Source organism: Paenibacillus sp. J31P190 (assembly GCF_059692075.1).
The window spans coordinates 21,800-42,003 of record NZ_JCAUAS010000008.1 but is presented as its reverse complement, the minus strand read 5'-3'; the positions used below and the strand labels follow the sequence as shown (position 1 = coordinate 42,003).

Genomic DNA, 20,204 nt, shown 5'->3' with positions numbered 1-20,204 from the left:
TGAACACAAAAAAATCCCCTTAACCCGTACATTTTGCCCTATCAGAGAGATCGCGAGCGGAATAAGTTGTTAGCAAGGTGTACGAGGAAAAAGGAGTTGAGAGTTTTGAGAATTGTTCAAGTGGCACCCGATTATATAACGGTCCCTCCGGCAAAATACGGCGGCATCGAAAGAGTTGTATATGATTTGACCGAAGAGCTTGTACGTCTAGGACACGACGTATTTTTATACGCACTTCCTGGAAGCTGCACCAGTGCAACTCTCATACCATACAGACATTCTCGAGATGCATGGCAGCTTTCGCGTTTTGTACAGGATACACTTCCTAAGGCAACGGATATCGTTCATGACCATACCCACGGGTCCGTAATCGGTCAGACATTGCCAGCACCCCCATGTGTCTGCTCCATTCATGTACCGTGGTGCAGTGCAATCAAGCATCCCGTTTTTTTAAGCCATTACATGCTGAATAAGCTGGGTAGTTACCGCGGATTTATGGTTCACAACGGCATTCAGCTGGACGAGTATGAATTCACGCAGCATAAATCGGATTACCTGCTGTTCATGGGCCGGCTCATTAAAAGCAAAGGGATTCTCCAAGCGATAGAGGTCGCCGAGCGAACAGCACAACGGTTGGTCATTGCCGGTCCGGCTGCTGACATTATCGAGCCGGAGAACTACTCGTTTTTCATCCATGAAATACAGCCCAGGATTGAACGAAATCCGAATATCGAATATGTAGGCGAAGTGGGCGGCAATGACCGGATTCGGATCCTCAAGCATGCTAAGTGTGTCCTATTTCCTTCAGACGAGGAAGCCTTCGGATTGGTAATGGTTGAAGCAATGGCCTGCGGTTCACCGGTTCTGGCTTTCCGCAAAGGTACAGTTCCTGAGGTGCTGAGCGCTTTTCCTGAACTAATTTGCGATAGCCTTGAAGATATGATTTACAAAGTTAATAATGCCTGGTTCCCACCTCCTTCTCTCTTGCGAAAGCAGGCTTCTGATCACTTTTCATCGACTCTCATGGCCGAGCGTTATTTGGAGGTTTACCGTGAAGTGCTTAAGTACCCATTGTAAGGAGGTGGCGTGATGCCCCGAATCACTGTGTTGATGCCCGTCTTTAATGGAGAAGCTTATTTATACGAATCGATCTCCAGCATTTTAAACCAAAGCTTCAGCGACTTCGAGTTCTTGATTATTGACGACGGTTCTTGGGATCAAAGCCTTAAGATTATTGAATTTTTTCATGATCCACGGATTAGAGTACTTCATCATGAAGTTAATCAGGGGTTAGTCGCATGTCTAAATGAGGGGATACAAGCCGCTGAGGGTGAATTCATCGCCAGAATGGATGCAGACGATATCAGTATGCCTGATCGTTTGCGGATACAGCTAACGTATATGGAAGGGAATCCGCACATAGGCGTTTGCGGGACTTGTGTTCAAGTGATTGGAAGCGATGAAATATGGAGGATGCCTTTGAATGTGGAGGAGGTAAAGTGCATCTTGATGTTTCGCAGCTGTCTGGCTCATCCCACGGTCATGATCCGTCAAAGAATTTTGGCCGAAACCGGCATACGCTACAATTCCAACTACAGGCATGCAGAGGATTATCACATGTGGACGGAATTGATGATGCACACCCAACTCGTCAACTTACCCGATATTCTTCTCCAATATCGTTTGCACGAATCCCAAGTAAGCCGAATCCACCGGGATCAGCAATCCTATCATGCCTGGGTGATTCAATTAAACCAGCTCCATAGGCTCGGATTACATCCAACCGAAGAAGAAGCCCGCATACATTGGCGCATGTGCTTTCAGCCTCATATCCCTGATCCCGCAAGAGACGGGTGGATCCAGAAGCTGCTTAAAAAAAATTGGCATTCACGTTTTTATGATCCGTATGTTTTTGCCCAAGTATTAGCGGGCTTTTATAAGTAGTTCATTCCTTTTTATTTCGTGTCTTCAAGTATAAATATGAAGAAACATATAGAGATCAGATCCTATAGAAATAGCCGCATTTGACTGCCGAAATCCAGTTTAGTATGGAAATCAGCTGCGCATAAAATAACTCAAGGAATCATATGATCTTCTTAATTGAACCAATCTTTTCCATTAAGGAGCGAGTGGATGGCGTATAAAACAGTTTCCCACTTCGTTTTTGAATACGGCTACGATCACTCCTTAGATCATATGGACTGCCGGTCAGCCCGAAATGGTGAAGTTTGTGCATATTGCGGAAATCCTTATAATCAAATGGTTTCGATGAGTCAATTCGAATTAACTAGGTATACCAATTGGCACCTTCACAAGGACAGAAATAGCAAGTTGTTTTGCCTTCCTTGCGCATTTGTACTAAAAACGGATGATTTCCGACGAAAAGCAACGATCGTGTCAACAGCGGGGCTTCATTTTTATCAACGCAAATTCCTTCTAGATTGGGAGCTTCTAAGAACAACTATTATTTATGAGCCGCCAAAGCCCCCATTTATTATTTGTGTCCCTTCTGATTACAGAAAACATATTGTTTTGCGTAGTAAGATCAATTACAAACCAACGGATTTTCATGTTCAATTTGGTGAAGATTCCATTGTTGTTCATTCATCGGTTTATAAAAGCATCTATGAAGCTGTAAGACTGTTGTATGAACTCGGTGCTACACAAAATCAAATTTGGCATAAAAACGATTTAGGCAAATTAAATAGCCCTCCTAGCAAGCTGGATCAACTTGAACAGCTCATCTCCCCCTGGAGATACTCTTCATTTTTGTTTTTTATTCTCGAATTGGCAAGGCCAATGGGCAAGGAGGAATAGTATGCCTTCCGTATACAAAATCAATGGTACGGCCAGGTCCCTCCAGCCCATTATTCATAGATCCAATACCCCCGATGAAGGTGTCCTCGCGCAAGGAAATCAGTCTTTTCATCGTAAAATGAAAGTTTACTACGAAGGAAAACAAGTGTTAATACCGGTAATCAGCGGTAACAGTATACGCGGCATTATGCGTCGTTTAGGCGGCGAGTCCTTTTTAGAAAACCTGCAATTGGATCCAAATCAAATTCAACCTAAGTTATATTACCTGCTCTTTTCCGGCGGTTCATTGGAAGAAGGCGGAGGAAAGGGAAAACGCAAGTCCAGTAACGAAGGACTATCGAAGCCTGCAAAAATAATTATGGAAGAGCTTCGCAGAAATATCCCCTTGGTCTCCCTCTTCGGCTGTTCTTATCAAAATCAAATTCTGCAGGGCAAAGTAATGGTAGATTTTCTTATCCCGTATGTAGATGAGGTAGCAGAGCTTTATGGCAAACCGAAACCGGGAATTCGAGCTGGAGAAATTACAGATTGGCTGTTTTATACCCGAATGGATGATTTAGAACAAAATGATAAACCTTCTGGAAACCAGATGATTTACACCATGGAATACATTCTTCCAGGTATCGAATTTATACATAGTTTTACATTAATGGGCACGAATCAAGTGGAAACCGCATTATTTGTCCATCTATTGGAGCAACTGCGCATCTTTGGACATATAGGGGGAAAAATTGCGCAGGGACATGGTAAGGTCGCATTTAACTATGAAGTAAGCAGCGAGATTGCATCAACACCTTACTTGGATTACATCCGGGACAATCGAGAATCCATTCTGAAGTTTCTTCAAGCAAATTGGTGAGATACGAGGTGTCATTATTATGCAAGGAAATGCAGTGATAATCGAAAAAATCATGCAGCAAGCTGTTTATGATTATTTTCCAAACCAAGCGATGACAATGCATACTTCAAGCTTTATCGCGTATAAAATGAAAAAAAATTGTCCTTTTGCAGACCTTACTATGCTGCACTATCAAATGTTTGGCGGGAACTCGCCGCTTATTTATCAGGCTGCTGCCTCTATAGAACTTATGATTCTCGCTCTTGATATATTCGACGACCTACAAGACCAAGACAATCCCTCCGTTCCATGGAGCCAAATAGAGCCTGCTTTATCTACGAACATCGCAATAGGCTTACTAATGCTAAGCATAACTGTGTTAGTACAAACCACTTTTGAGAATGGCAGAAAATGTAAAGCCCTCGATTATTTAAACGAACAGGTATTAAAAGCGGTTAACGGACAATACACCGATTTGACCCATTCGATTCATTCCGAAGAAGACTATATTCAAATGGCTAAGAATAAGTCCGGTTCTCTTCTCGCTTGTGCCTGTCTTGTTGGAACCGCTCTGGCGGGTGAAGCACATCACAGTACGGTAAGAGAGTATGCAGAGTTAATAGGGATTGCCGCGCAGATTAAGAACGATATGAACGATATTGTCCGGTGGGATGAAAAAAACGATCTTATTCATAAAAAAAAGACACTTCCGACCTTATTTTTACTACAAAATCAGCTGCCTAGTTTTCAAATCATCAGGGACTATTACGAAGATCATTTGGGAAAAGAAGCTCTATATAAGCAGAAATTCGAAATCAAAGAATTAATCGAACAATCCGGTGCCATTGAGTATGCCAATGTCATTATGAGAGTGCATCAACTAAACGCTTCAGAACGAATCAAGGACCTTGGCGTGGAGCAAGCGTGGAAAGAAAAACTGCTATATTATGTTTGAATCCGTTCATAGGGTATAACACATAAAAACAACTTGAATCTTTTGCTGCCTATGAAAATTAAAAAAACGGGTAAAGAGGAGATGATTAATTTGATTAAAAATGCGGTTCAATATTTAGTGCAACATCCTGACGTCATTGATCAATTGAAAGCCGGAAAGGCTAGTTTAGTCGGGTTGTCGGAGACCGAACAAAAAGCGGTTCTCGATGTTTTCAGCAGCAGGAATTATACTCTTTCTACATTCACATATTGGCAATAAGCTGCGTAAAAACAATGCAAAAAGAGTCAGGGGAGCCTGGCTCTTTTTTTGGAAGGTGATTTCTATGGGAGCGGTTCGGCAAAATTGTCTGGTTGGAACTTTATTTTTAGCCATTCTAATCCTTGCCTTCTATTTAATATTTCCTACAATAACAACTCCCTATATAGGCTTGAACGTGCAAAAAAACGACCTGGGTGAATGGCATGTATCTGATATTGATCAAATAAGCTGGGCTCATGAGCATGGCATCGAAGTCGGTGATTTCATTACACTAGTGAATCAGTACCCTCTGGATCATCATCCTACGGTCAAGAAATTCGGTATCATTGAACATATTGAGACATTAGAATTGAATCGAAATAACGAGACTATTACCTATCATGTAATAAAGGAATTTTATCCCCAGCAGATTATTTATTATACAGTAGTTCCGACACTTTTCTTTTATGTCCTTTTTTGTCTTTCTGTTTTCCTGCATAACAAAAAACGAGACGATGAGTCTGTCATCCTACTTATTTGTTTTTTTCTGGATATTGGATTCAGCTATTTAAGCGCGGGGGCTGCAGCACAGGGAGATGCTGTTGCTAGACTAATCAATGGAATTGGTTTATTATTAGCGCCTTTGCTGTTTTTACACTTTCTATATCGTTACTACATTCGTTATAACATTCATTTGTTTCACCGTCGGCTGCTGACGGCTTGTTATTTGTTCAATGGGTTAGTCGTTTTTATAAATTTTCTATTCATCATTGGTGAATTTGGTCTCCTTTTCCCTATCATACGGAATATTCAGCTTGTCGTCTTTTCATTGGACCTATTTATTTGCTTATATGTGCTCATTTCCAATTACATACGCTATCGAAAAACAAACCATAAACCCGTTTTGAAAATAATGATATTGGGAATCTCCCTTGCGTTCTTTCCATATGTAGGCTTAAATGTTATTGCAAAGTTACTTTTTGGGGAAGCACTAATACCAGGACCGCTTGCTGCAATTTTCCTGCTGATTCTTCCTGTAGTTTTTATATATCTCATCACGGCAAATCGTCTGCTAGATATTGATTTTATTATTAAACGGATACGTTATTACTCCATTCTGGCACTTTTTCCTACTGCTTTAATTGTTCTGGTGATTTACTTATCACACAAAAACAATGTTGTGAGAACCTCCGTTATCGTCTATTTGGTTATCGTAGCGTTTTTGTATATCAAAGAAAACCTGGATTTCCTTTTGAAATCCAAACTTTTCACAGAAAAATATAATTTTCAGGCCAGTCTGGATCGATTTTCTAACGATATAGCGAAAGTCATGAAGGTATCCGATTTAGAGGAACGATTTATCATAGAAATCAAGTCTGTATTGTATATAAAATCAGTCTCTCTGTTAGAACTGGACGAACAAACTTTATCGTTACATTTAAAAAGAGGACATTCGGATTTTCCGGAACAATTGATAACCGCTCACTTTAAAAATCAATCCCCATCCATTTCAGTTGGCGAGTTGAAAGATATCCAGCACGGCATCTTTTTGATCGTAGGTAAAAATAAGAACAAGTACTCTCTCGTATGGATCCACGATAAAATAAATCGGGTCCAATTGAATAAGGATGAAAGAGTATGGCTTAAAACATTCGCGCATTATATTAGTCTCGTTTATGAAAATCTGTATTTCATTGAAGGATTAACGGACGCCTTGGAAGAGGCCGTAACCAAACAACATGCAGCTCCATCATGGATATTAAGGTTTATATTCAGTTTGTCCGAGAAGGAAAGACGCCGATTGGCTTTAGATTTGCACGATTCTTCTCTGCAGGATCTCTTGCTTTGGTACCGAAAGTTGGAAAGCATCTTAATTCATTATGACATGCAGGATGATATGAAGACAGATCTGAACGATGTCAAAGAAGGACTTCTGGATATCATCGAACAAATCCGTGAAACCTGTAATGAATTGCGCCCGCCTTTCTTAAAGGAAATAGGCATAGTAGAAGCTTTGAAGGTTTTACTTCGACAAGTAAGTCTCCGTTCGGATTATGCGGTTAAACTCGATATTTCGGATTTTGATGCCATTTTGGATCTTGATCATGTATTGGCCCTTTATCGCATTGTACAAGAACTTCTAAGAAATGCTTCGCGGCATTCAAATGCTACCCGGGTGGATATGAAATTATCCAATGCCAATGGAAACCTTTACTTTCATTATCGGGACAATGGTATTGGCATGAATCTCGAACGATACCAACCTTCGTTTAAACACATGGGGCTGCATGGAATCGAGGAAAGGGTCACCAGTCTTGAAGGAGAAACTAGCTTCCGATCGACTCTGGGAAATGGCTTTGAGGTTTCGATTTGGATGCCGGCAGCCATACAACCCGTCATTTCTGAAAAAGTGGAGGAGGATCCCTGTGATTCGGATATTGTTGGTTGATGACCATCCACCGATCGTTGAGGGTACAAAACATATGATCGAAAAAGAAAACGACATGCATGCTACCGTAGCTTCTACCGGCATACAGGCGTTAGAACTGTTGAAAAACCAAACATTTGACTTGTTACTTATAGATTTGAACATGCCTGCCATGAACGGGTTGGAACTGACACAAAAGATAAATGATCTTCTTATAGATACACCTATTCTCATTTATACAGGTTATGACATTAATCCTTATTATAATATCGGTGTTGAAGCCGGCATTTCCGGTTATATCAGTAAAACGGCATCGCGTGAGCAACTTATTGCAGCTATTCGATGTGCTCTGCGCGGTGAAACGATCATTCCAATAACGCTTTTTAAGCAGCTAAGACGAAAAGTGATACAAGTCGCATCTGAAGGAACGGAACCATTTTTCGAGGGCATATCGATTAATGAAACGGAGCTGGCTATTCTTCAAAAAGTGGCTGATGGGAAAAGCAATAAAGAAGTAGCGAAAACCCTGTTAATGAGCCAACGAAACGTCGAATACAACTTGACTCGTATATTCGGGAAATTGAATGTGAGCTCGAGAGCGGAAGCCATCTTAGCCGCCCAACGGCTCGGACTCATTCCTGGTAAAGAAGTATTATCCTAATAAAGGAGTGCTATTCTTGCGAGATACCGCAAAGAAAATGTGGTATCCTGCAGTCTCGTTTTCGGTCAAATGTAAGGTTTGTCATCATATCCTTTAGTATAAAGGATGTGGATGCCTATGATTGCTTCAATGGTGCTTATTCTGCAAAAACAGGATGAATTAGATTACTGTAAGATTTACCCGTACTTTATTCATGGCTGGATCTACAGTAAGATCAGACAAACAGAGGTCGGTCAATATTACCATGAAGCGGATAAGTCACCTTTCGCAATAAAACGAATGGTTCAGGATAAACGAGATGAGCTTTCCATTCAAGTTATATTTTTTGATTACCGAATACTTCTCGAATTTTATCGCAGCCTGATCGTTGGCGAAAAAGTGCGACTAGGCGGCAGGTATTATCTCATTGAACATTGCGCTATTCATCCTGAAAAGCATCCCGATGCTCGGATGATGAGTTATGACTCTTTCCTTCAGTTACCTATTTCCAATAAATTTCTAATGAAATTTAAACAAACCGCTTTTAACCATGATCATAAAACCATTGTACTTCCTATCCCCGAAAATATTGTAGGGAGCATCTTTCGCAAATGGAACGATTTTTCAGGATTGCCTTTGACATCCGATCATGATGCAGAAATGGTACATAAATTGGCATCAGGGATGTTGATTTCCTCACATAATATTGGCACAGAGCTGTATTATATTCGATCAGACATTAAACTTACTACCTTTTCCGGGAGAGTAGTCATTGAGAATATTCATACTGATCTTCACTTGAAACAGCATCTTAATACACTCCTGTATTTTTCCAATTATTCCGGAATAGGCTGGAAATGTGCATATGGGATGGGGAGCATCGAGGTTACACCAATGGCCGAAAAGCACACAGACCATGTGACTAGTAAGAAAGTATTCTCCTCATGAGCACAAACCTCAAAGTGGTCTTTCATGTGCTTACTGAAATGATAATTCCTGATTACCCTATCCCTTTTGATGCTCTCCTTATGAAAGCTAAAACGGTTAAAGACGGGTGTCCATTAGACGAGGATCCGCATTCTTTTTGTTCAGTAGAAGTACCTATTGAACGTCACTCGCTTTATTCCTCCCTCTACCTCGCCAGCGTTGGATTCATTAGGAGCCCAGGACGAAATACGCAATTTTATACGAAACGTTATTACGGCGATGTGCCGGAAAAAACAGACATAACTGGAGGATTTTTTAAATCGTACCATGTGAGGCCTTATACATTAATCCCCCCGACGACAGTTACCTTCTATGTACGGGGAGATAAAGCATTAATTAGAGATCTGGTTTCCTATATTCCCGCATTAGGTCCTAAACGTTCGCAAGGATACGGAAAAGTCGGAGATATCGTCATTTCAGAAATATCGGAAGACCGCTCATGGATCTATCAAGATCAACCCATGCGGACAATCCCCATCACATATTATCCAGATAAAACAACGAAGTGGTATTACACACTAATTAATCCCATTCCTCCAAGCTATACGTCTTATCAATCGGAGCTTTGTTACTTACCTCACCCCAGAGACTGGATTTCATCCGTTGCTTTTCACCAAGACACTAAATCAAGCTTGACTCACCGTCCGAAAAAAGTTGATCGGCCAGGCCGCAGAGCAATATGGGATCAAATTTCGGAGGAATAAGTCATGGAAACTTACACGGGTGTCGTTAGTACGATGAAACCTAAAGGGTTATGGAATGAGGGGAGCTTTCAGACTACGGAAGGAATCTCTTTTCGATTCCGGGCGAAGTCACTGCCCTCCTCGAAGGATACAATCATAATCCAAGGAGATTTTAGAACGGATAACGTTTTTTACGTCGAAAAGTATTATCTAACTACGAAATTAATTCACTTTCTCCCCAAACATTTCATAGAGAAACATCGACATACCATTCAGTTGCTGGACAAATATTTAGGTCATCGGGGAATTAGTGAAATCCTGGAACATCCGGAACTTTTAGAACAGTGGTTAGGAAATAAAAAAGAGATCCATGATCAGATTACATCATACTTAAACCATGGTTATGCGCTTCCTAATCTCATCAATTATTTAAGTCAGTTTTCGTTATCACAGAAAAAGATTCATGAAATCAATCAAAAACTAGGTCCCCAGGCGGTAGTGATACTGGAAAACCACCCCTATGAGCTCTGCCAAATTGCTTCGATTCCATTCCAAGTAGCAGACCAGCTAGCTCAAAATAAAGGGATCCCCCCCCATTCTTCTGAACGAATTTGGGGTGCCATTCAATATGTTTATTCCCAATACCAAAATGGCGGAAATAGTTATCTCAGCCTTAACGAACTGGTAAACAAAGTATTTCGATTATTGGGAAAGTCGATTTCACAAGAGCGTATCCATATTGAAATTGATCGGTTTGCTGATCAAGATGAGCATCAAATGCTAAGAACCAAAGGCGGATTATTTTATTTCCGTCCCTTATACTTCACCGAGATTCAAATTGCACAGCGGCTTGCGGACTTAACTTCAGTAGTTGGAAAGATCCCGAAGCAGTATGCAGTCGTGATGGATCGGTTGATGCAAGAAGGAAAGCTCCCGATTCTGGATGAAGAACAAAGGAAAGGAGTTGAACAATTTTTCCTGCAACCTGTCCTATTGATTCAAGGCGAGGCAGGAACAGGAAAAACGAGTTGGGTTTCTTATTTGCTTGCCATTTTAAAAGAAATCATCCCAAATGCAATGATCAAGCTGGCAGCCCTAACAGGTAAGGCAAGCCGACGGATCTCAGAAGCCACCGGACATCCTGCTCAAACGATTCATTCTCTCTTGGGTAAAGGTATCCATGAAAAAAGCCGTGTTATATACAATTATAAGAGAAATCCCTTAAATGCGGATGTGTTGATCATTGACGAGGCCAGCATGATTAATGACTATTTATGGCGGGATATTTTATGGTCAATTGAACGCGGAACCAAGCTTGTTTTTATCGGGGATCCCAATCAGCTGGAACCGATCGGACCAGGGCGGCCTTTCATTGATATGATTCAATATGCTTTCCCAACCGTAACCTTACAAACCAATTACAGAAACGATAGCGGAATTCTTGCATTGGCAAGATCCATCTTACAAGGTGAAGTTGATGAAGGACTTCTTCATCAAGAAGGGATTCATTTTATTAGAACGGATACGATCGAGCAAGCCAAAGAACAATTAGTGCTGCAGTATCGAAAACATAATGGCAAGTACCCCATCGTATCCATGTACCGAGAAGAATTTAGTCTAGGTACCAACCAATTAAACCCTTTCCTCAAGATGCAATTGAATCCAACCCCATCGGAGATTGGGATGAGCGTGAACGATCCTGTCATTCAAATCCAGAATACAAAAAAGGCTGCAAACGGGGATATGGGAATTATTCGGAGCTATCATTCTGTAACCGGATCACGAATTTCTTTTGAAACCAATATAGACGTAGACTACACGTTGGATGAAATGCTAGCCTATCTGGAGTTGGCTTATGCGGTTACAACAACTAAGACGCAAGGAAGTCAGTATGAAGGTGTCATTATTGTAGTGGCAGACATAAAAAAAGAATTATCTCACCGCCACTCCATGTGGTACCGAAATTCCCTTTATACAGCGATTACCCGAGCCAAAAAAGAATTAATACTTATAGGGGATTTCAATGAATTTGTTGATGGACTCAAGCGTTCCGGTTTCGTGCGTAAATCACGTTTGATTCAGCGCTTCGAACAATATTGTCCGAAATCATAACCCTTTTATCAGGGATTACAAGCAAGTTTAAATTTGAAGTAACATTTTCAATGATTTCTTTTGAAATAAACCCCCTATTTCAGGGATAGTCGTTCGTTCATTCTCGTTACTTACAGACCGATATGAACCCTCATAGACGAATAGTATAGGATACAGGAATTAAGCAAGGGAGCTTCGCTAATGAGATTTGTAACAGAAACGAGATTAAAACGATTGGAAGAACTGATCCAATTGATTCCTGAGTATGAAGAAAGAAGCCACGCTCTTCATCTACTGAATTCGATTCGTAGTGATATCGATGATAACTATGCGGAAATTGAAAAACCGATCAGCTTAAGCGGCTTGAATCGACGGCCAAACGACCGGAAATAAGCTAAAAAAATAGCAAAAAAACGAACCTCTAGAATTGCTTCTAAAGTTCGTTTCGCATGTTATTATTAAGCCAAGATTCGCGGTTACATGGCGTCCAGTATGATACCAGCCGTTTCCTCAATAGCTTTTTCGGTGACATCGATCACGGTACATCCAAGCTGCTTATACAAGCCGAATGCATACTCCAGCTCTTCCGCCACTCTTTCTAATGCCGAATATTTAGCGCCAAATGGCAGCCCAACTGCTTTCAGCCGTTCCGTACGGATCTTCACAAGCTGCTCAGCGCTCATCGTCAATCCGATCATTTTGCTTTTGTTAAGCGTAAATAACCCTTGAGGCGGCTTTACTTCCGGCACTAAAGGATAGTTGGCTACTTTGTATCCTTTATGCGCCAAATAAATACTTAGCGGTGTTTTCGACGTCCTTGAAACGCCCAACAAAACAATATGAGCTTGTTTTAGAGCGCTTGTGTCTTTTCCGTCATCGCTTTTTACAGCAAATTCGATCGCTTCGACGCGCTTATAATAATCTTCATCCATTTGGTGCAGCAACCCTGCTTTCCTTTTGGGAGAATCATTAAACGTATCAATGAAAGCTTGCATGACAGGACCTAGGACATCAATGCTAGTCACGTTTAGGCGAATCGCTTCTTGACGCATCATCTCTCTTAATTCCGGAAGAACGAGCGTATAAACAACAAAACTGCCTAGTCGCGAAGCTTCCTCCATCATACTTCGGATTTCTTCCTCCGTACGCATAGTTCCAAAACGCCTTACATGAACTTGACTGGCGTTAAACTGACGAATTGTCGCTTGAACAACCGTGTTTGCCGTTTCCCCAACCGAGTCTGAGCAAACGAATATCGTATGGACTTTCTCCTCCACCCGTGAATACCTCCTAATTCGCTGCTAGTTCCAACATTAATTTGGTCATGGTTGTTTTCGTTATTCGTCCAATAACGCCATACTGGTCTTGTTCAGAGTCCAAATTCACAACGGGCAGACTGTCAACTTGATGATGAATCATTTTGCGCGCCGCATCAATGACATGGTCCTCCGGACTTACGGTAACGATGTTCGGGTGTCTCGTCATCACAAGACTTATCGGCATGGAAGGAGCACCTGCATTGCCTAACGTTACTTTTAACAAATCTTTTCTAGATACAATACCAACTAATGCCCGATTACCGCTCACAATCATCAGAGTACCCACATTCTCAAGAAACAGTGAGACGACGGCATCATTCACCGTAGCTGTTTCTTGAAGAACGACAGGTAAACCCATAACATCTTTCACATAAATGCCATCAAGCTTTTTGTATGATGATTCTTCCCGCTCCAGTGTTTTGCCGAGAAAATAACCAACCTTTGGCTTCGCATCCAAATAACCTAGCATAACAAGCAGGGCAAGGTCGGAACGAATAGTAGGACGGGCGATTCCGAGCATTTCTGCTAAGTTTTCTCCGGTAATCGGAGCATGTTTTTTTACACGTTCAATAATTTCCATTTGACGGGATGTAAGTTCTATCGTATTTCCCTCCCCGAACTTTCATGTTCATCCCTATTTTAACCGATTTTCTCGCTGTATCAAATGGCTTGAGCGACCTTTTGTTCACCGATAACACCATGCAAGATGAACGCTTGTGCCGCAGCTATTCGAGCCAAAGGAATTCGGTAAGGAGAACAGCTAACATAATCCAATCCGGTCAAGTGGCAAAAGAAAATCGACTCTTTATCTCCGCCATGCTCCCCGCATATGCTCGTTTTGAGGGACGGCTTAACGAGCCTGCCTGCATTCACGGCCAAGTCAATTAATTGTCCGACTCCTTCTGTGTCAAGCACTTGAAACGGATTATGCGGAAGAAGCTTCTGATCAACATAGTGGGTAAGAAATTTCCCCTCCGCATCGTCACGGCTATAACCATACGTCATTTGCGTCAAATCATTGGTGCCAAAAGAGAAGAAATCGGCATACGCCACAATTTGGCGCGCAGTTAGAGCCGCTCGTGGAACCTCGATCATGGTCCCTACTTTGTAAGGACAATCCCGAAGTTTATCTTTACCAAGAACCTGTTCCGCAACAAAATCAACAAGCTCTCGCAAAATTTTCAGTTCATTGGCATGGCCTACAAGCGGAATCATGATTTCCGGAAGAACTCGGATGCCTCTGTCGATACAGCCTGAAGCTGCCCGGAAGATAGCCTCTATCTGCATATCATAAATTTCTGGATATACAATTCCCAATCTGCAGCCCCGCTGTCCGAGCATAGGGTTAGCCTCATGGAGACCCTGCACTTTGCGGAGAAGGTGAGCGATCTCTTCTCTTTCTAAGTCTGAGACACTTTTATTGTAAGTCAGCTCCGTATACCTTTTTTGCAGATCTTCAAGGTTGGGTAAAAACTCATGCAAAGGTGGATCCAGCAACCGAATCGTTACCGGAAGGCCATCCATTTCCTCGAACATGCCTTCAAAATCTGACTGCTGCATGGGAAGCAGCTGTGAAAGAGCCTGCAAGCGATCTTCTTTATCATCCGCCAAAATCATTCGTTGAACAACAGGCAAACGTGTTGGCGAGAAAAACATATGCTCTGTTCGGCATAAACCAATCCCTTCGGCTCCTAATTGTCTCGCGATTTTCGCATCTTCTGGATTATCTGCATTCGCGTATACTTTCAGCGTGCGAATCTCATCCGCCCACTTCAACATGACGAGAAGCTCATCCGTCATCCTGGCTTCTCGCAATGGCATAGCACCGACAATTACGCGTCCGGTTGCACCGTCGAGCGTAATCCAATCGCCTTCTTCTACGACTCTGCTTCCCGCCAACATCCGCTTCTCATCAAGCACAATTCGCACTTCTTCGCAACCGCATACGCATGGTTTGCCCATTCCCCTTGCCACAACAGCGGCATGGCTCGTCATTCCTCCGCGGCTCGTGAGCACACCTTCCGATGCGATCACGCCATGAATATCTTCGGGTGTTGTTTCGTTTCTTGCTAGAATAACCGTCTTGCCGGCGCGGCTCCATTCTGCAGCCGTGTCTGCGTCAAACACAAGCTGTCCAACCGCTGCGCCCGGCGAAGCAGGAAGTCCTTTGGCCAACACATCCTTTACAGCCTCTTCATCGATACCTCTGTGCAGCAGCTGATCAAGATGTGACACTTCGATGCGCTCAACGGCTTCCTGCTTAGTCAATAAACCTTCTTGGACCAAATCGACAGCAATCTTGAGCGCAGCTTGGGCGTTTCGTTTCCCGTTTCGTGTTTGCAGCAGGTAAAGCTTATTATTTTCAACCGTAAACTCGATGTCCTGCATATCTTTGTAATGCTTCTCTAGCTGCTTGGATGCCGCAAACAGCTGCTCATAAATCTGAGGCATTTCGCTTTTCAGCGCGGCAATCGCCAGCGGTGTTCTGATACCTGCAACTACATCTTCCCCTTGTGCATTAATCAGATATTCACCGAAAAATGTATTCTCACCCGTGGATGGATTTCTCGTAAAGACAACGCCTGTGCCGCAGCTGCTGCCCATATTGCCAAATACCATGCTCTGAATGTTAACAGCTGTCCCCTGTTCATCTGGAATCCGATTGATTTTGCGGTAAATCTGGGCTCTTTGATTGTTCCATGACTTGAATACAGCCTCAACGGCTAATCGCAACTGCTCATAGACATGCTGAGGAAAAGCTTGACCTGTTTTTGAAATAATACACTTTTTGTAATCTTCGATAAGACCCTTCCAACCGTCAGCTGTAACATCCTGATCTTGATGGACGCCTTCTTTCTCTTTCAACCGATGCAGCAGCTGCTCGAAATGATAGCCTTCAATGCCAAGCACCACGTTTCCAAACATCTGCATCAAGCGACGGTAGCAATCATAAGCGAACTTTTCATTGTTCGTAAGAGCAGCCAACCCTTGAACGGTTACGTCGTTGAGACCTAGATTCAAAATGGTATCCATCATGCCCGGCATCGAAGAGACAGAGCCGGATCGCACGGAAACAAGAAGTGGATTGTTCGCATCCCCGAACGTTTGTCCCTTCTGTTTCTCTAACTGCTTAAGAGCTGCTGCAATTTGTTCAAGCAGTTCCTCTGAGATCCGATTGCCAACCTTAAAAAAAGCTAAGCAGGCCTCAGTTGTAATGGTGAAACCCGGTGGTACGGGAAGCCCGGCACGTGTCATCTCAGCGAGATTAGCCCCTTTTCCTCCCAGTAAAGCTTTCATTGAAGCATTTCCCTCCTGAAAGGGTACCACTTGTTTCTGAATCATTATTGGTTAGCCTCCTTATTTTTATCGATACATAGGGGTGAATTGCACAAACTATAGAATTTTTTATATCCGTCCGTAGGTAACGTTGCAATCACTTCATTACATGATTTACAAATGATAACACCCAGATCATACCGATGAATGGCCGCCAATGTTACATGGTTTGTGTTAGACATTTCGTTTCCCCCTTTAATTGAGTGCTTTCGGCGCGTGACATATGAGCTACTAGATCAATGACTCGGTTTGTGTAACCCCATTCGTTGTCATACCAGGCCAGCAGCTTGATTTGGTTATCGTGCGTCATAATGCTAAGACCGTCGATGATGGCAGATTTCTCATTACCTATATAATCCGCAGAAACAAGCGGCAATTCATTGTAGTCAACAAAAGATCCTATTTGCCCTGCAATCGCCTTTTTAATGGCGAACTTCACATCATCCACGCTAACTTTACGGCCGACCACCACTTGGAGGTCTAACAGTGAAACATCTTGTGTCGGGACGCGAACGGACACGCCTTGAATTTGGGATGCGAGATGAGGAATCACATCGATAAGCGCTTTACCCACGCCAGTCGAAGTCGGAATAATAGAATTGGTGCATGCCCTCGCACGTCGAAGATCTTTATGCGGGTTATCCATATGATTTTGATCATTCGTAAAAGCATGAACCGTTGTCATCCAACCCTGTTTAACAGAAAAAGCTTCATCTAGGATATGTAGCACTGGTGCGATACAGTTGGTTGTACATGAAGCTGCAGATACCAAGCGATGCTGCTTAGGATCATACTTCTCTTCATTCACACCCATGACAACTGTGAGGTCCATGTTCGTCCCTGGTGCTGTAATCAAAACCTTCTTGGCTCCAGCAAATAAATGTCGTTCAGCGCCATGCCGATGATTGAACTTTCCGGTTGCATCCACAACCAATTGGGCACCATAATCCTCCCACGGCAATAAATCTGGCTCTCTTTCACAAATGACGGAAATCAGCTTTCCGTTAATCCTCATTAAGTTATCATTTAACACATCAATTTTCGCGTCCCATGTGCCATGAACGGAATCATATTTCAACAAATGGGCCAATACTTGAATGGGGCTTGTTGAGTTGATCACGTTGATTTCAAACTCCTGCTGCTTCTCGGACAATGCTTTTCTCAAACAAAGCCTTCCGATTCTACCTGTACCACTAATTCCAACTCGCATCTCCATCCTCCAATTCGTTATTTAGTATGTCATAAATGTATCACAAGGTTATATAATGTACAATATATATTTTTATGTTCACAAAAATATCATTATTTATCACTATTCATGGGATTTACTTTATATATGACGTCATATATAACGTCATATTTAAGAAAAAGGAGGAGCTAAGTCTCCTTATCAGTTAAGCACCTTTTCGGCGTTCAACTGGTAGGCTCGCGCTGCGGTGGAGATTTGCAACTTTCGTAATTTCTGTATAACAAATAAGCGCGGAAAACGCGCTTAATCTGGAGCGCCCGAATAAATAAGGGGTAAGCTATACTTACCCCAAACCCAAAATAAATAAATTCTAATAAAGAAACCGCCTTACGATGGTTAGTCGTAAGGCGGTAGTTAATACAGCATCAATTAATCTTTGTAAGACTAATGGTGTCGTTAGCCATTTTGTATGAGTTACTGCCCGGATCTTTACCCGTAATTTGTAGTCTAAATTGTTTATTGCCCGGTGAAGTAAAGGTCACTTCCCCAAAGCTCACTATCGAATAATTCGTGCTGCCCTGACGCTGATCTACCGGATTCCCCTGAACGTTACCGTCAATGTACAATTGAGCTGTGCCTCTATCGGAATGCTTTTTTGACTCTAGAGCTAGTGTCATCCAAATCTTCGAAACAAAAAACGGTCATTCTATGAATTTCTCCATCAAATCCATACTCACACCCATAGCTGCTTTGCTGCCATCGGCCGCGGCATAAATTAATTGCGAAGGCATGAAATACGACGCATCCCCAGCGGCATATAAACCCATAACTGAACTTCTTCCAAACTCATCTGTCCTAATTCCACCTAATTCCGTCATCTCGCAGCCCAAACTTTCCCCAAGTGAGCCTTTTTGCACAAATTTAGGAGTAACGAAGCCACCGGCTCTAAGGATATGAGTACCATCTGTAAATCGTACCTGCTCAAGAAATCCATTTTGACCGATAAAGGCCGCAATGGGTTGTTCCATGACCGCAACTCCCTTCGAGTGAAGCCATTCTTTTTGCTGCACCGACAATGACGCATGACCGTTCGTGCATAGTACCACATCCTTACTCCAATTGAGGAGAAGTTTCGCCGTATGGAAAGCAGTCGGATACTCGGAGACAACAACAAGCGGTTGTTCCCGGAGCTCCCAGCCATCACAATAAGGACAATTAAATAAACTTTTCCCATATAACGGATAAAAGCCTTCGATCTCAGGAAAGACCTCCTTCACACCCGTGGCCAAAATCAGTTTTCGCGCTTGAACGCTTACTCCTGTTGAAGTCAACATCTCAAAACCGTATTCGGTTTTGTTAACAGATGTAACTTCAGTCTGCCAATGATTAACTGACGGATAACGCAGCACTTCTTCATAGGCAATACGTCGGAACTCGGCCGGTGCTATGCCATCTCTCGTGATAAATCCATGAGATGCGTGTGTTACGGCATTTCTAGGTTGATTACTGTCAAGCAAAGCCACGCTTCTCCTTGCTCTTCCAAGTACCAGTGCTGCATTCAAACCCGCTGGTCCTCCGCCAATAATGGCACAATCATAAATCATGATGATCATCTCCTATTTAGAATTAGAATTATGGTTATAACAGATTCTCAATATCTATAATTACTTTTAAAAAAAACGACTTAGCTCATACTGAAGTTAACTTTGTGAGCTAAATCAACGAAACCCTATTATAGACTTTATATATCTATAATATCTATTAAATTACGATGTGTCAAGAATGGCCGTCTCTTCCTAAGGACTTGATCAAATAGAATCGCTCGGGAAGGATATTGGGATACGGAAAAAGGTAAAAATAGAGAGACGGAACTCGGCTTGGCCATTTCCCGGGCAATTATTGAAGTAACAATGCAAATATTTATCCCTCAATGATTGTGCTGTCTTGTTTAAGAGTAAAATATATTGTTTAATGTTTACAGAAACGACTAATTTCTGAATTTGAGGCGAGTGATAGCGATGCAAATGGAAAAACGCAAAGACAAATGGAACAACCTCTTCGAACTGGCCATGTATGCGACTGCCGCAGTCTGCTTCGTTTATTTTTGGGTGAAAGGTATCCCAGCAAAAATGTTTCAGGCCGTTTTGATTGTTGCTGTGCTGCTGATCATTCGTATAGTGGTCAAAATCACAAAGACCACGATGTTTGCAGCGTTGCGCTTTTCCGTCTTATTGTTCATTTTTATCACCATGTTTTTGGCTAACGAATTTGGATTTTACAAAGTTATCCCTTACTTGGATAAAATTGAGCATCTCTTTTCAGGCTTGATCCTTTGCTTCGTCGGTTTAATGATTTTTATGAAAGCAAGTAAAGGCGAGAAAGCGGCCGTACCGAATGCGAAAGTTGCCGTGTGGTTTTGCCTTTTCTTTTCCATCGCCATGGCCGGCGTTTGGGAAATATACGAGTATACGACGGATAGTCTGTTCGGTCTTCATTCGCAAAACGGAAGCTTGGTCGACACGATGACGGATATCATATGTGGAACCATAGGTGCAATAGCAACCAGCATCTATTTAGTTTTCAAGGCGAAGCAGAAAAAAATGCCTCTGATAGACGTGAAATCCTGACCTCGTGTTCTAAGAAAAATAGACCAATCTAAAGTCAGATTGACTTAGATTGGTCTA

20 protein-coding genes are annotated in these 20,204 nt (G+C 42.3%); 13 read left to right on the top strand and 7 right to left on the bottom strand.

All coding sequences use genetic code 11. The features are described from left to right. Nucleotides 1–105: 105 nt before the first annotated feature. The 12 genes from AC58U0_RS16115 (at nucleotide 106) to AC58U0_RS16060 (ending at nucleotide 12,069) form a co-directional block, all read left to right on the top strand. Complete coding sequence (locus AC58U0_RS16115; RefSeq protein WP_497379982.1) at nucleotides 106–1,077, top strand: glycosyltransferase; 972 nt, start codon at nucleotides 106–108, stop codon at nucleotides 1,075–1,077. Nucleotides 1,078–1,089: 12 nt separating this feature from the next. Continuing rightward, nucleotides 1,090–1,944, top strand: coding sequence for a glycosyltransferase family 2 protein (locus AC58U0_RS16110; protein WP_497379981.1), 855 nt, complete (start codon nucleotides 1,090–1,092; stop codon nucleotides 1,942–1,944). Between the two features lie 189 nt (nucleotides 1,945–2,133). Further along, on the top strand, nucleotides 2,134–2,817 hold the full coding sequence (locus AC58U0_RS16105) for a hypothetical protein (RefSeq protein WP_497379980.1): 684 nt from the start codon (nucleotides 2,134–2,136) through the stop codon (nucleotides 2,815–2,817). 1 nt (nucleotide 2,818) lies between these two features. Then, on the top strand, nucleotides 2,819–3,676 hold the full coding sequence (locus AC58U0_RS16100) for an RAMP superfamily CRISPR-associated protein (RefSeq protein ID WP_497379979.1): 858 nt from the start codon (nucleotides 2,819–2,821) through the stop codon (nucleotides 3,674–3,676). A 19-nt stretch (nucleotides 3,677–3,695) separates the two neighbouring features. Then, nucleotides 3,696–4,610 (top strand): polyprenyl synthetase family protein, encoded by a 915-nt coding sequence (locus AC58U0_RS16095; RefSeq protein WP_497379978.1) that lies wholly within the window; start codon nucleotides 3,696–3,698, stop codon nucleotides 4,608–4,610. A 90-nt stretch (nucleotides 4,611–4,700) separates the two neighbouring features. Next, entirely contained in the window at nucleotides 4,701–4,868 is a 168-nt protein-coding gene (gene comX, locus AC58U0_RS16090; RefSeq protein ID WP_497379977.1) for a competence pheromone ComX, read from the top strand. A 64-nt stretch (nucleotides 4,869–4,932) separates the two neighbouring features. Further along, nucleotides 4,933–7,296 (top strand): sensor histidine kinase, encoded by a 2,364-nt coding sequence (locus tag AC58U0_RS16085; RefSeq protein ID WP_497379975.1) that lies wholly within the window; start codon nucleotides 4,933–4,935, stop codon nucleotides 7,294–7,296. After that, nucleotides 7,274–7,936, top strand: a complete 663-nt coding sequence (locus AC58U0_RS16080; protein WP_497379974.1) for a response regulator — start codon at nucleotides 7,274–7,276, stop codon at nucleotides 7,934–7,936. Before AC58U0_RS16085 ends, AC58U0_RS16080 begins: the two co-directional genes overlap by 23 nt. A 117-nt stretch (nucleotides 7,937–8,053) precedes the next feature. Continuing rightward, the gene (cas6, locus tag AC58U0_RS16075; protein ID WP_497379973.1) at nucleotides 8,054–8,863 is read left to right on the top strand and encodes a CRISPR system precrRNA processing endoribonuclease RAMP protein Cas6; all 810 of its coding nucleotides are present in this window, start codon (nucleotides 8,054–8,056) and stop codon (nucleotides 8,861–8,863) included. Nucleotides 8,864–8,943: 80 nt separating this feature from the next. Next, nucleotides 8,944–9,606, top strand: a complete 663-nt coding sequence (locus AC58U0_RS16070; protein ID WP_497379972.1) for a hypothetical protein — start codon at nucleotides 8,944–8,946, stop codon at nucleotides 9,604–9,606. Nucleotides 9,607–9,609: 3 nt separating this feature from the next. After that, a complete protein-coding gene (locus tag AC58U0_RS16065; RefSeq protein WP_497379971.1) occupies nucleotides 9,610–11,697 on the top strand; it encodes an AAA family ATPase in 2,088 nt (695 codons plus the stop codon). 180 nt (nucleotides 11,698–11,877) lie between these two features. Further along, entirely contained in the window at nucleotides 11,878–12,069 is a 192-nt protein-coding gene (locus tag AC58U0_RS16060) for a hypothetical protein (protein ID WP_057306661.1), read from the top strand. Between the two features lie 83 nt (nucleotides 12,070–12,152). Here AC58U0_RS16060 and AC58U0_RS16055 read toward each other — a convergent pair whose 3' ends face one another. The 7 genes from AC58U0_RS16055 to AC58U0_RS16025 all read right to left on the bottom strand — a co-directional run bounded on the left by AC58U0_RS16055 (nucleotide 12,153) and on the right by AC58U0_RS16025 (nucleotide 19,124). Next, nucleotides 12,153–12,953, bottom strand: a complete 801-nt coding sequence (locus tag AC58U0_RS16055; RefSeq protein WP_057306662.1) for a pyruvate, water dikinase regulatory protein — start codon at nucleotides 12,951–12,953, stop codon at nucleotides 12,153–12,155. A gap of 13 nt (nucleotides 12,954–12,966) precedes the next feature. Continuing rightward, nucleotides 12,967–13,575, bottom strand: a complete 609-nt coding sequence (locus tag AC58U0_RS16050) for a helix-turn-helix transcriptional regulator (protein WP_497379970.1) — start codon at nucleotides 13,573–13,575, stop codon at nucleotides 12,967–12,969. Between the two features lie 80 nt (nucleotides 13,576–13,655). After that, nucleotides 13,656–16,337 carry a pyruvate, phosphate dikinase gene (ppdK, locus tag AC58U0_RS16045; protein ID WP_497379969.1) on the bottom strand — a complete coding sequence of 894 codons (2,682 nt, stop codon included), beginning with the start codon at nucleotides 16,335–16,337 and terminating at the stop codon, nucleotides 13,656–13,658. Continuing rightward, nucleotides 16,337–16,513, bottom strand: coding sequence for a hypothetical protein (locus tag AC58U0_RS16040; RefSeq protein ID WP_497379968.1), 177 nt, complete (start codon nucleotides 16,511–16,513; stop codon nucleotides 16,337–16,339). Before AC58U0_RS16040 ends, ppdK begins: the two co-directional genes overlap by 1 nt. Next, nucleotides 16,492–17,547 carry a type I glyceraldehyde-3-phosphate dehydrogenase gene (gene gap, locus AC58U0_RS16035; RefSeq protein WP_497379966.1) on the bottom strand — a complete coding sequence of 352 codons (1,056 nt, stop codon included), beginning with the start codon at nucleotides 17,545–17,547 and terminating at the stop codon, nucleotides 16,492–16,494. The genes AC58U0_RS16040 and gap overlap by 22 nt, the downstream gene beginning before the upstream one ends. A 398-nt stretch (nucleotides 17,548–17,945) precedes the next feature. After that, a complete protein-coding gene (locus AC58U0_RS16030; protein WP_497379965.1) occupies nucleotides 17,946–18,197 on the bottom strand; it encodes a hypothetical protein in 252 nt (83 codons plus the stop codon). 24 nt (nucleotides 18,198–18,221) lie between these two features. Beyond that, nucleotides 18,222–19,124, bottom strand: coding sequence for an NAD(P)/FAD-dependent oxidoreductase (locus AC58U0_RS16025; RefSeq protein ID WP_497379963.1), 903 nt, complete (start codon nucleotides 19,122–19,124; stop codon nucleotides 18,222–18,224). A 414-nt stretch (nucleotides 19,125–19,538) separates the two neighbouring features. Here AC58U0_RS16025 and AC58U0_RS16020 point away from each other — a divergent pair, with 414 nt between their 5' ends. Then, entirely contained in the window at nucleotides 19,539–20,147 is a 609-nt protein-coding gene (locus AC58U0_RS16020) for a DUF2238 domain-containing protein (protein WP_497379962.1), read from the top strand. Nucleotides 20,148–20,204: the final 57 nt, after the last annotated feature.

Excerpts from the sequence above, each read along its gene's own strand:
- AC58U0_RS16110 (WP_497379981.1), top strand. The coding sequence starts at position 1,090 with ATGCCCCGAATCACTGTGTTGATGCCCGTCTTTAATGGAGAAGCTTAT.
- AC58U0_RS16105 (WP_497379980.1), top strand. The coding sequence starts at position 2,134 with ATGGCGTATAAAACAGTTTCCCACTTCGTTTTTGAATACGGCTACGAT.
- AC58U0_RS16100 (WP_497379979.1), top strand. The coding sequence starts at position 2,819 with ATGCCTTCCGTATACAAAATCAATGGTACGGCCAGGTCCCTCCAGCCC.
- AC58U0_RS16095 (WP_497379978.1), top strand. The coding sequence starts at position 3,696 with ATGCAAGGAAATGCAGTGATAATCGAAAAAATCATGCAGCAAGCTGTT.
- AC58U0_RS16085 (WP_497379975.1), top strand. The coding sequence starts at position 4,933 with ATGGGAGCGGTTCGGCAAAATTGTCTGGTTGGAACTTTATTTTTAGCC.
- cas6 (WP_497379973.1), top strand. The coding sequence starts at position 8,054 with ATGATTGCTTCAATGGTGCTTATTCTGCAAAAACAGGATGAATTAGAT.
- AC58U0_RS16070 (WP_497379972.1), top strand. The coding sequence starts at position 8,944 with ATGAAAGCTAAAACGGTTAAAGACGGGTGTCCATTAGACGAGGATCCG.
- AC58U0_RS16065 (WP_497379971.1), top strand. The coding sequence starts at position 9,610 with ATGGAAACTTACACGGGTGTCGTTAGTACGATGAAACCTAAAGGGTTA.
- AC58U0_RS16060 (WP_057306661.1), top strand. The coding sequence starts at position 11,878 with ATGAGATTTGTAACAGAAACGAGATTAAAACGATTGGAAGAACTGATC.
- AC58U0_RS16050 (WP_497379970.1), bottom strand. The coding sequence starts at position 13,575 with ATGGAAATTATTGAACGTGTAAAAAAACATGCTCCGATTACCGGAGAA.
- ppdK (WP_497379969.1), bottom strand. The coding sequence starts at position 16,337 with ATGATTCAGAAACAAGTGGTACCCTTTCAGGAGGGAAATGCTTCAATG.
- AC58U0_RS16040 (WP_497379968.1), bottom strand. The coding sequence starts at position 16,513 with ATGTCTAACACAAACCATGTAACATTGGCGGCCATTCATCGGTATGAT.
- gap (WP_497379966.1), bottom strand. The coding sequence starts at position 17,547 with ATGGAGATGCGAGTTGGAATTAGTGGTACAGGTAGAATCGGAAGGCTT.
- AC58U0_RS16030 (WP_497379965.1), bottom strand. The coding sequence starts at position 18,197 with ATGACACTAGCTCTAGAGTCAAAAAAGCATTCCGATAGAGGCACAGCT.
- AC58U0_RS16025 (WP_497379963.1), bottom strand. The coding sequence starts at position 19,124 with ATGATTTATGATTGTGCCATTATTGGCGGAGGACCAGCGGGTTTGAAT.
- AC58U0_RS16020 (WP_497379962.1), top strand. The coding sequence starts at position 19,539 with ATGCAAATGGAAAAACGCAAAGACAAATGGAACAACCTCTTCGAACTG.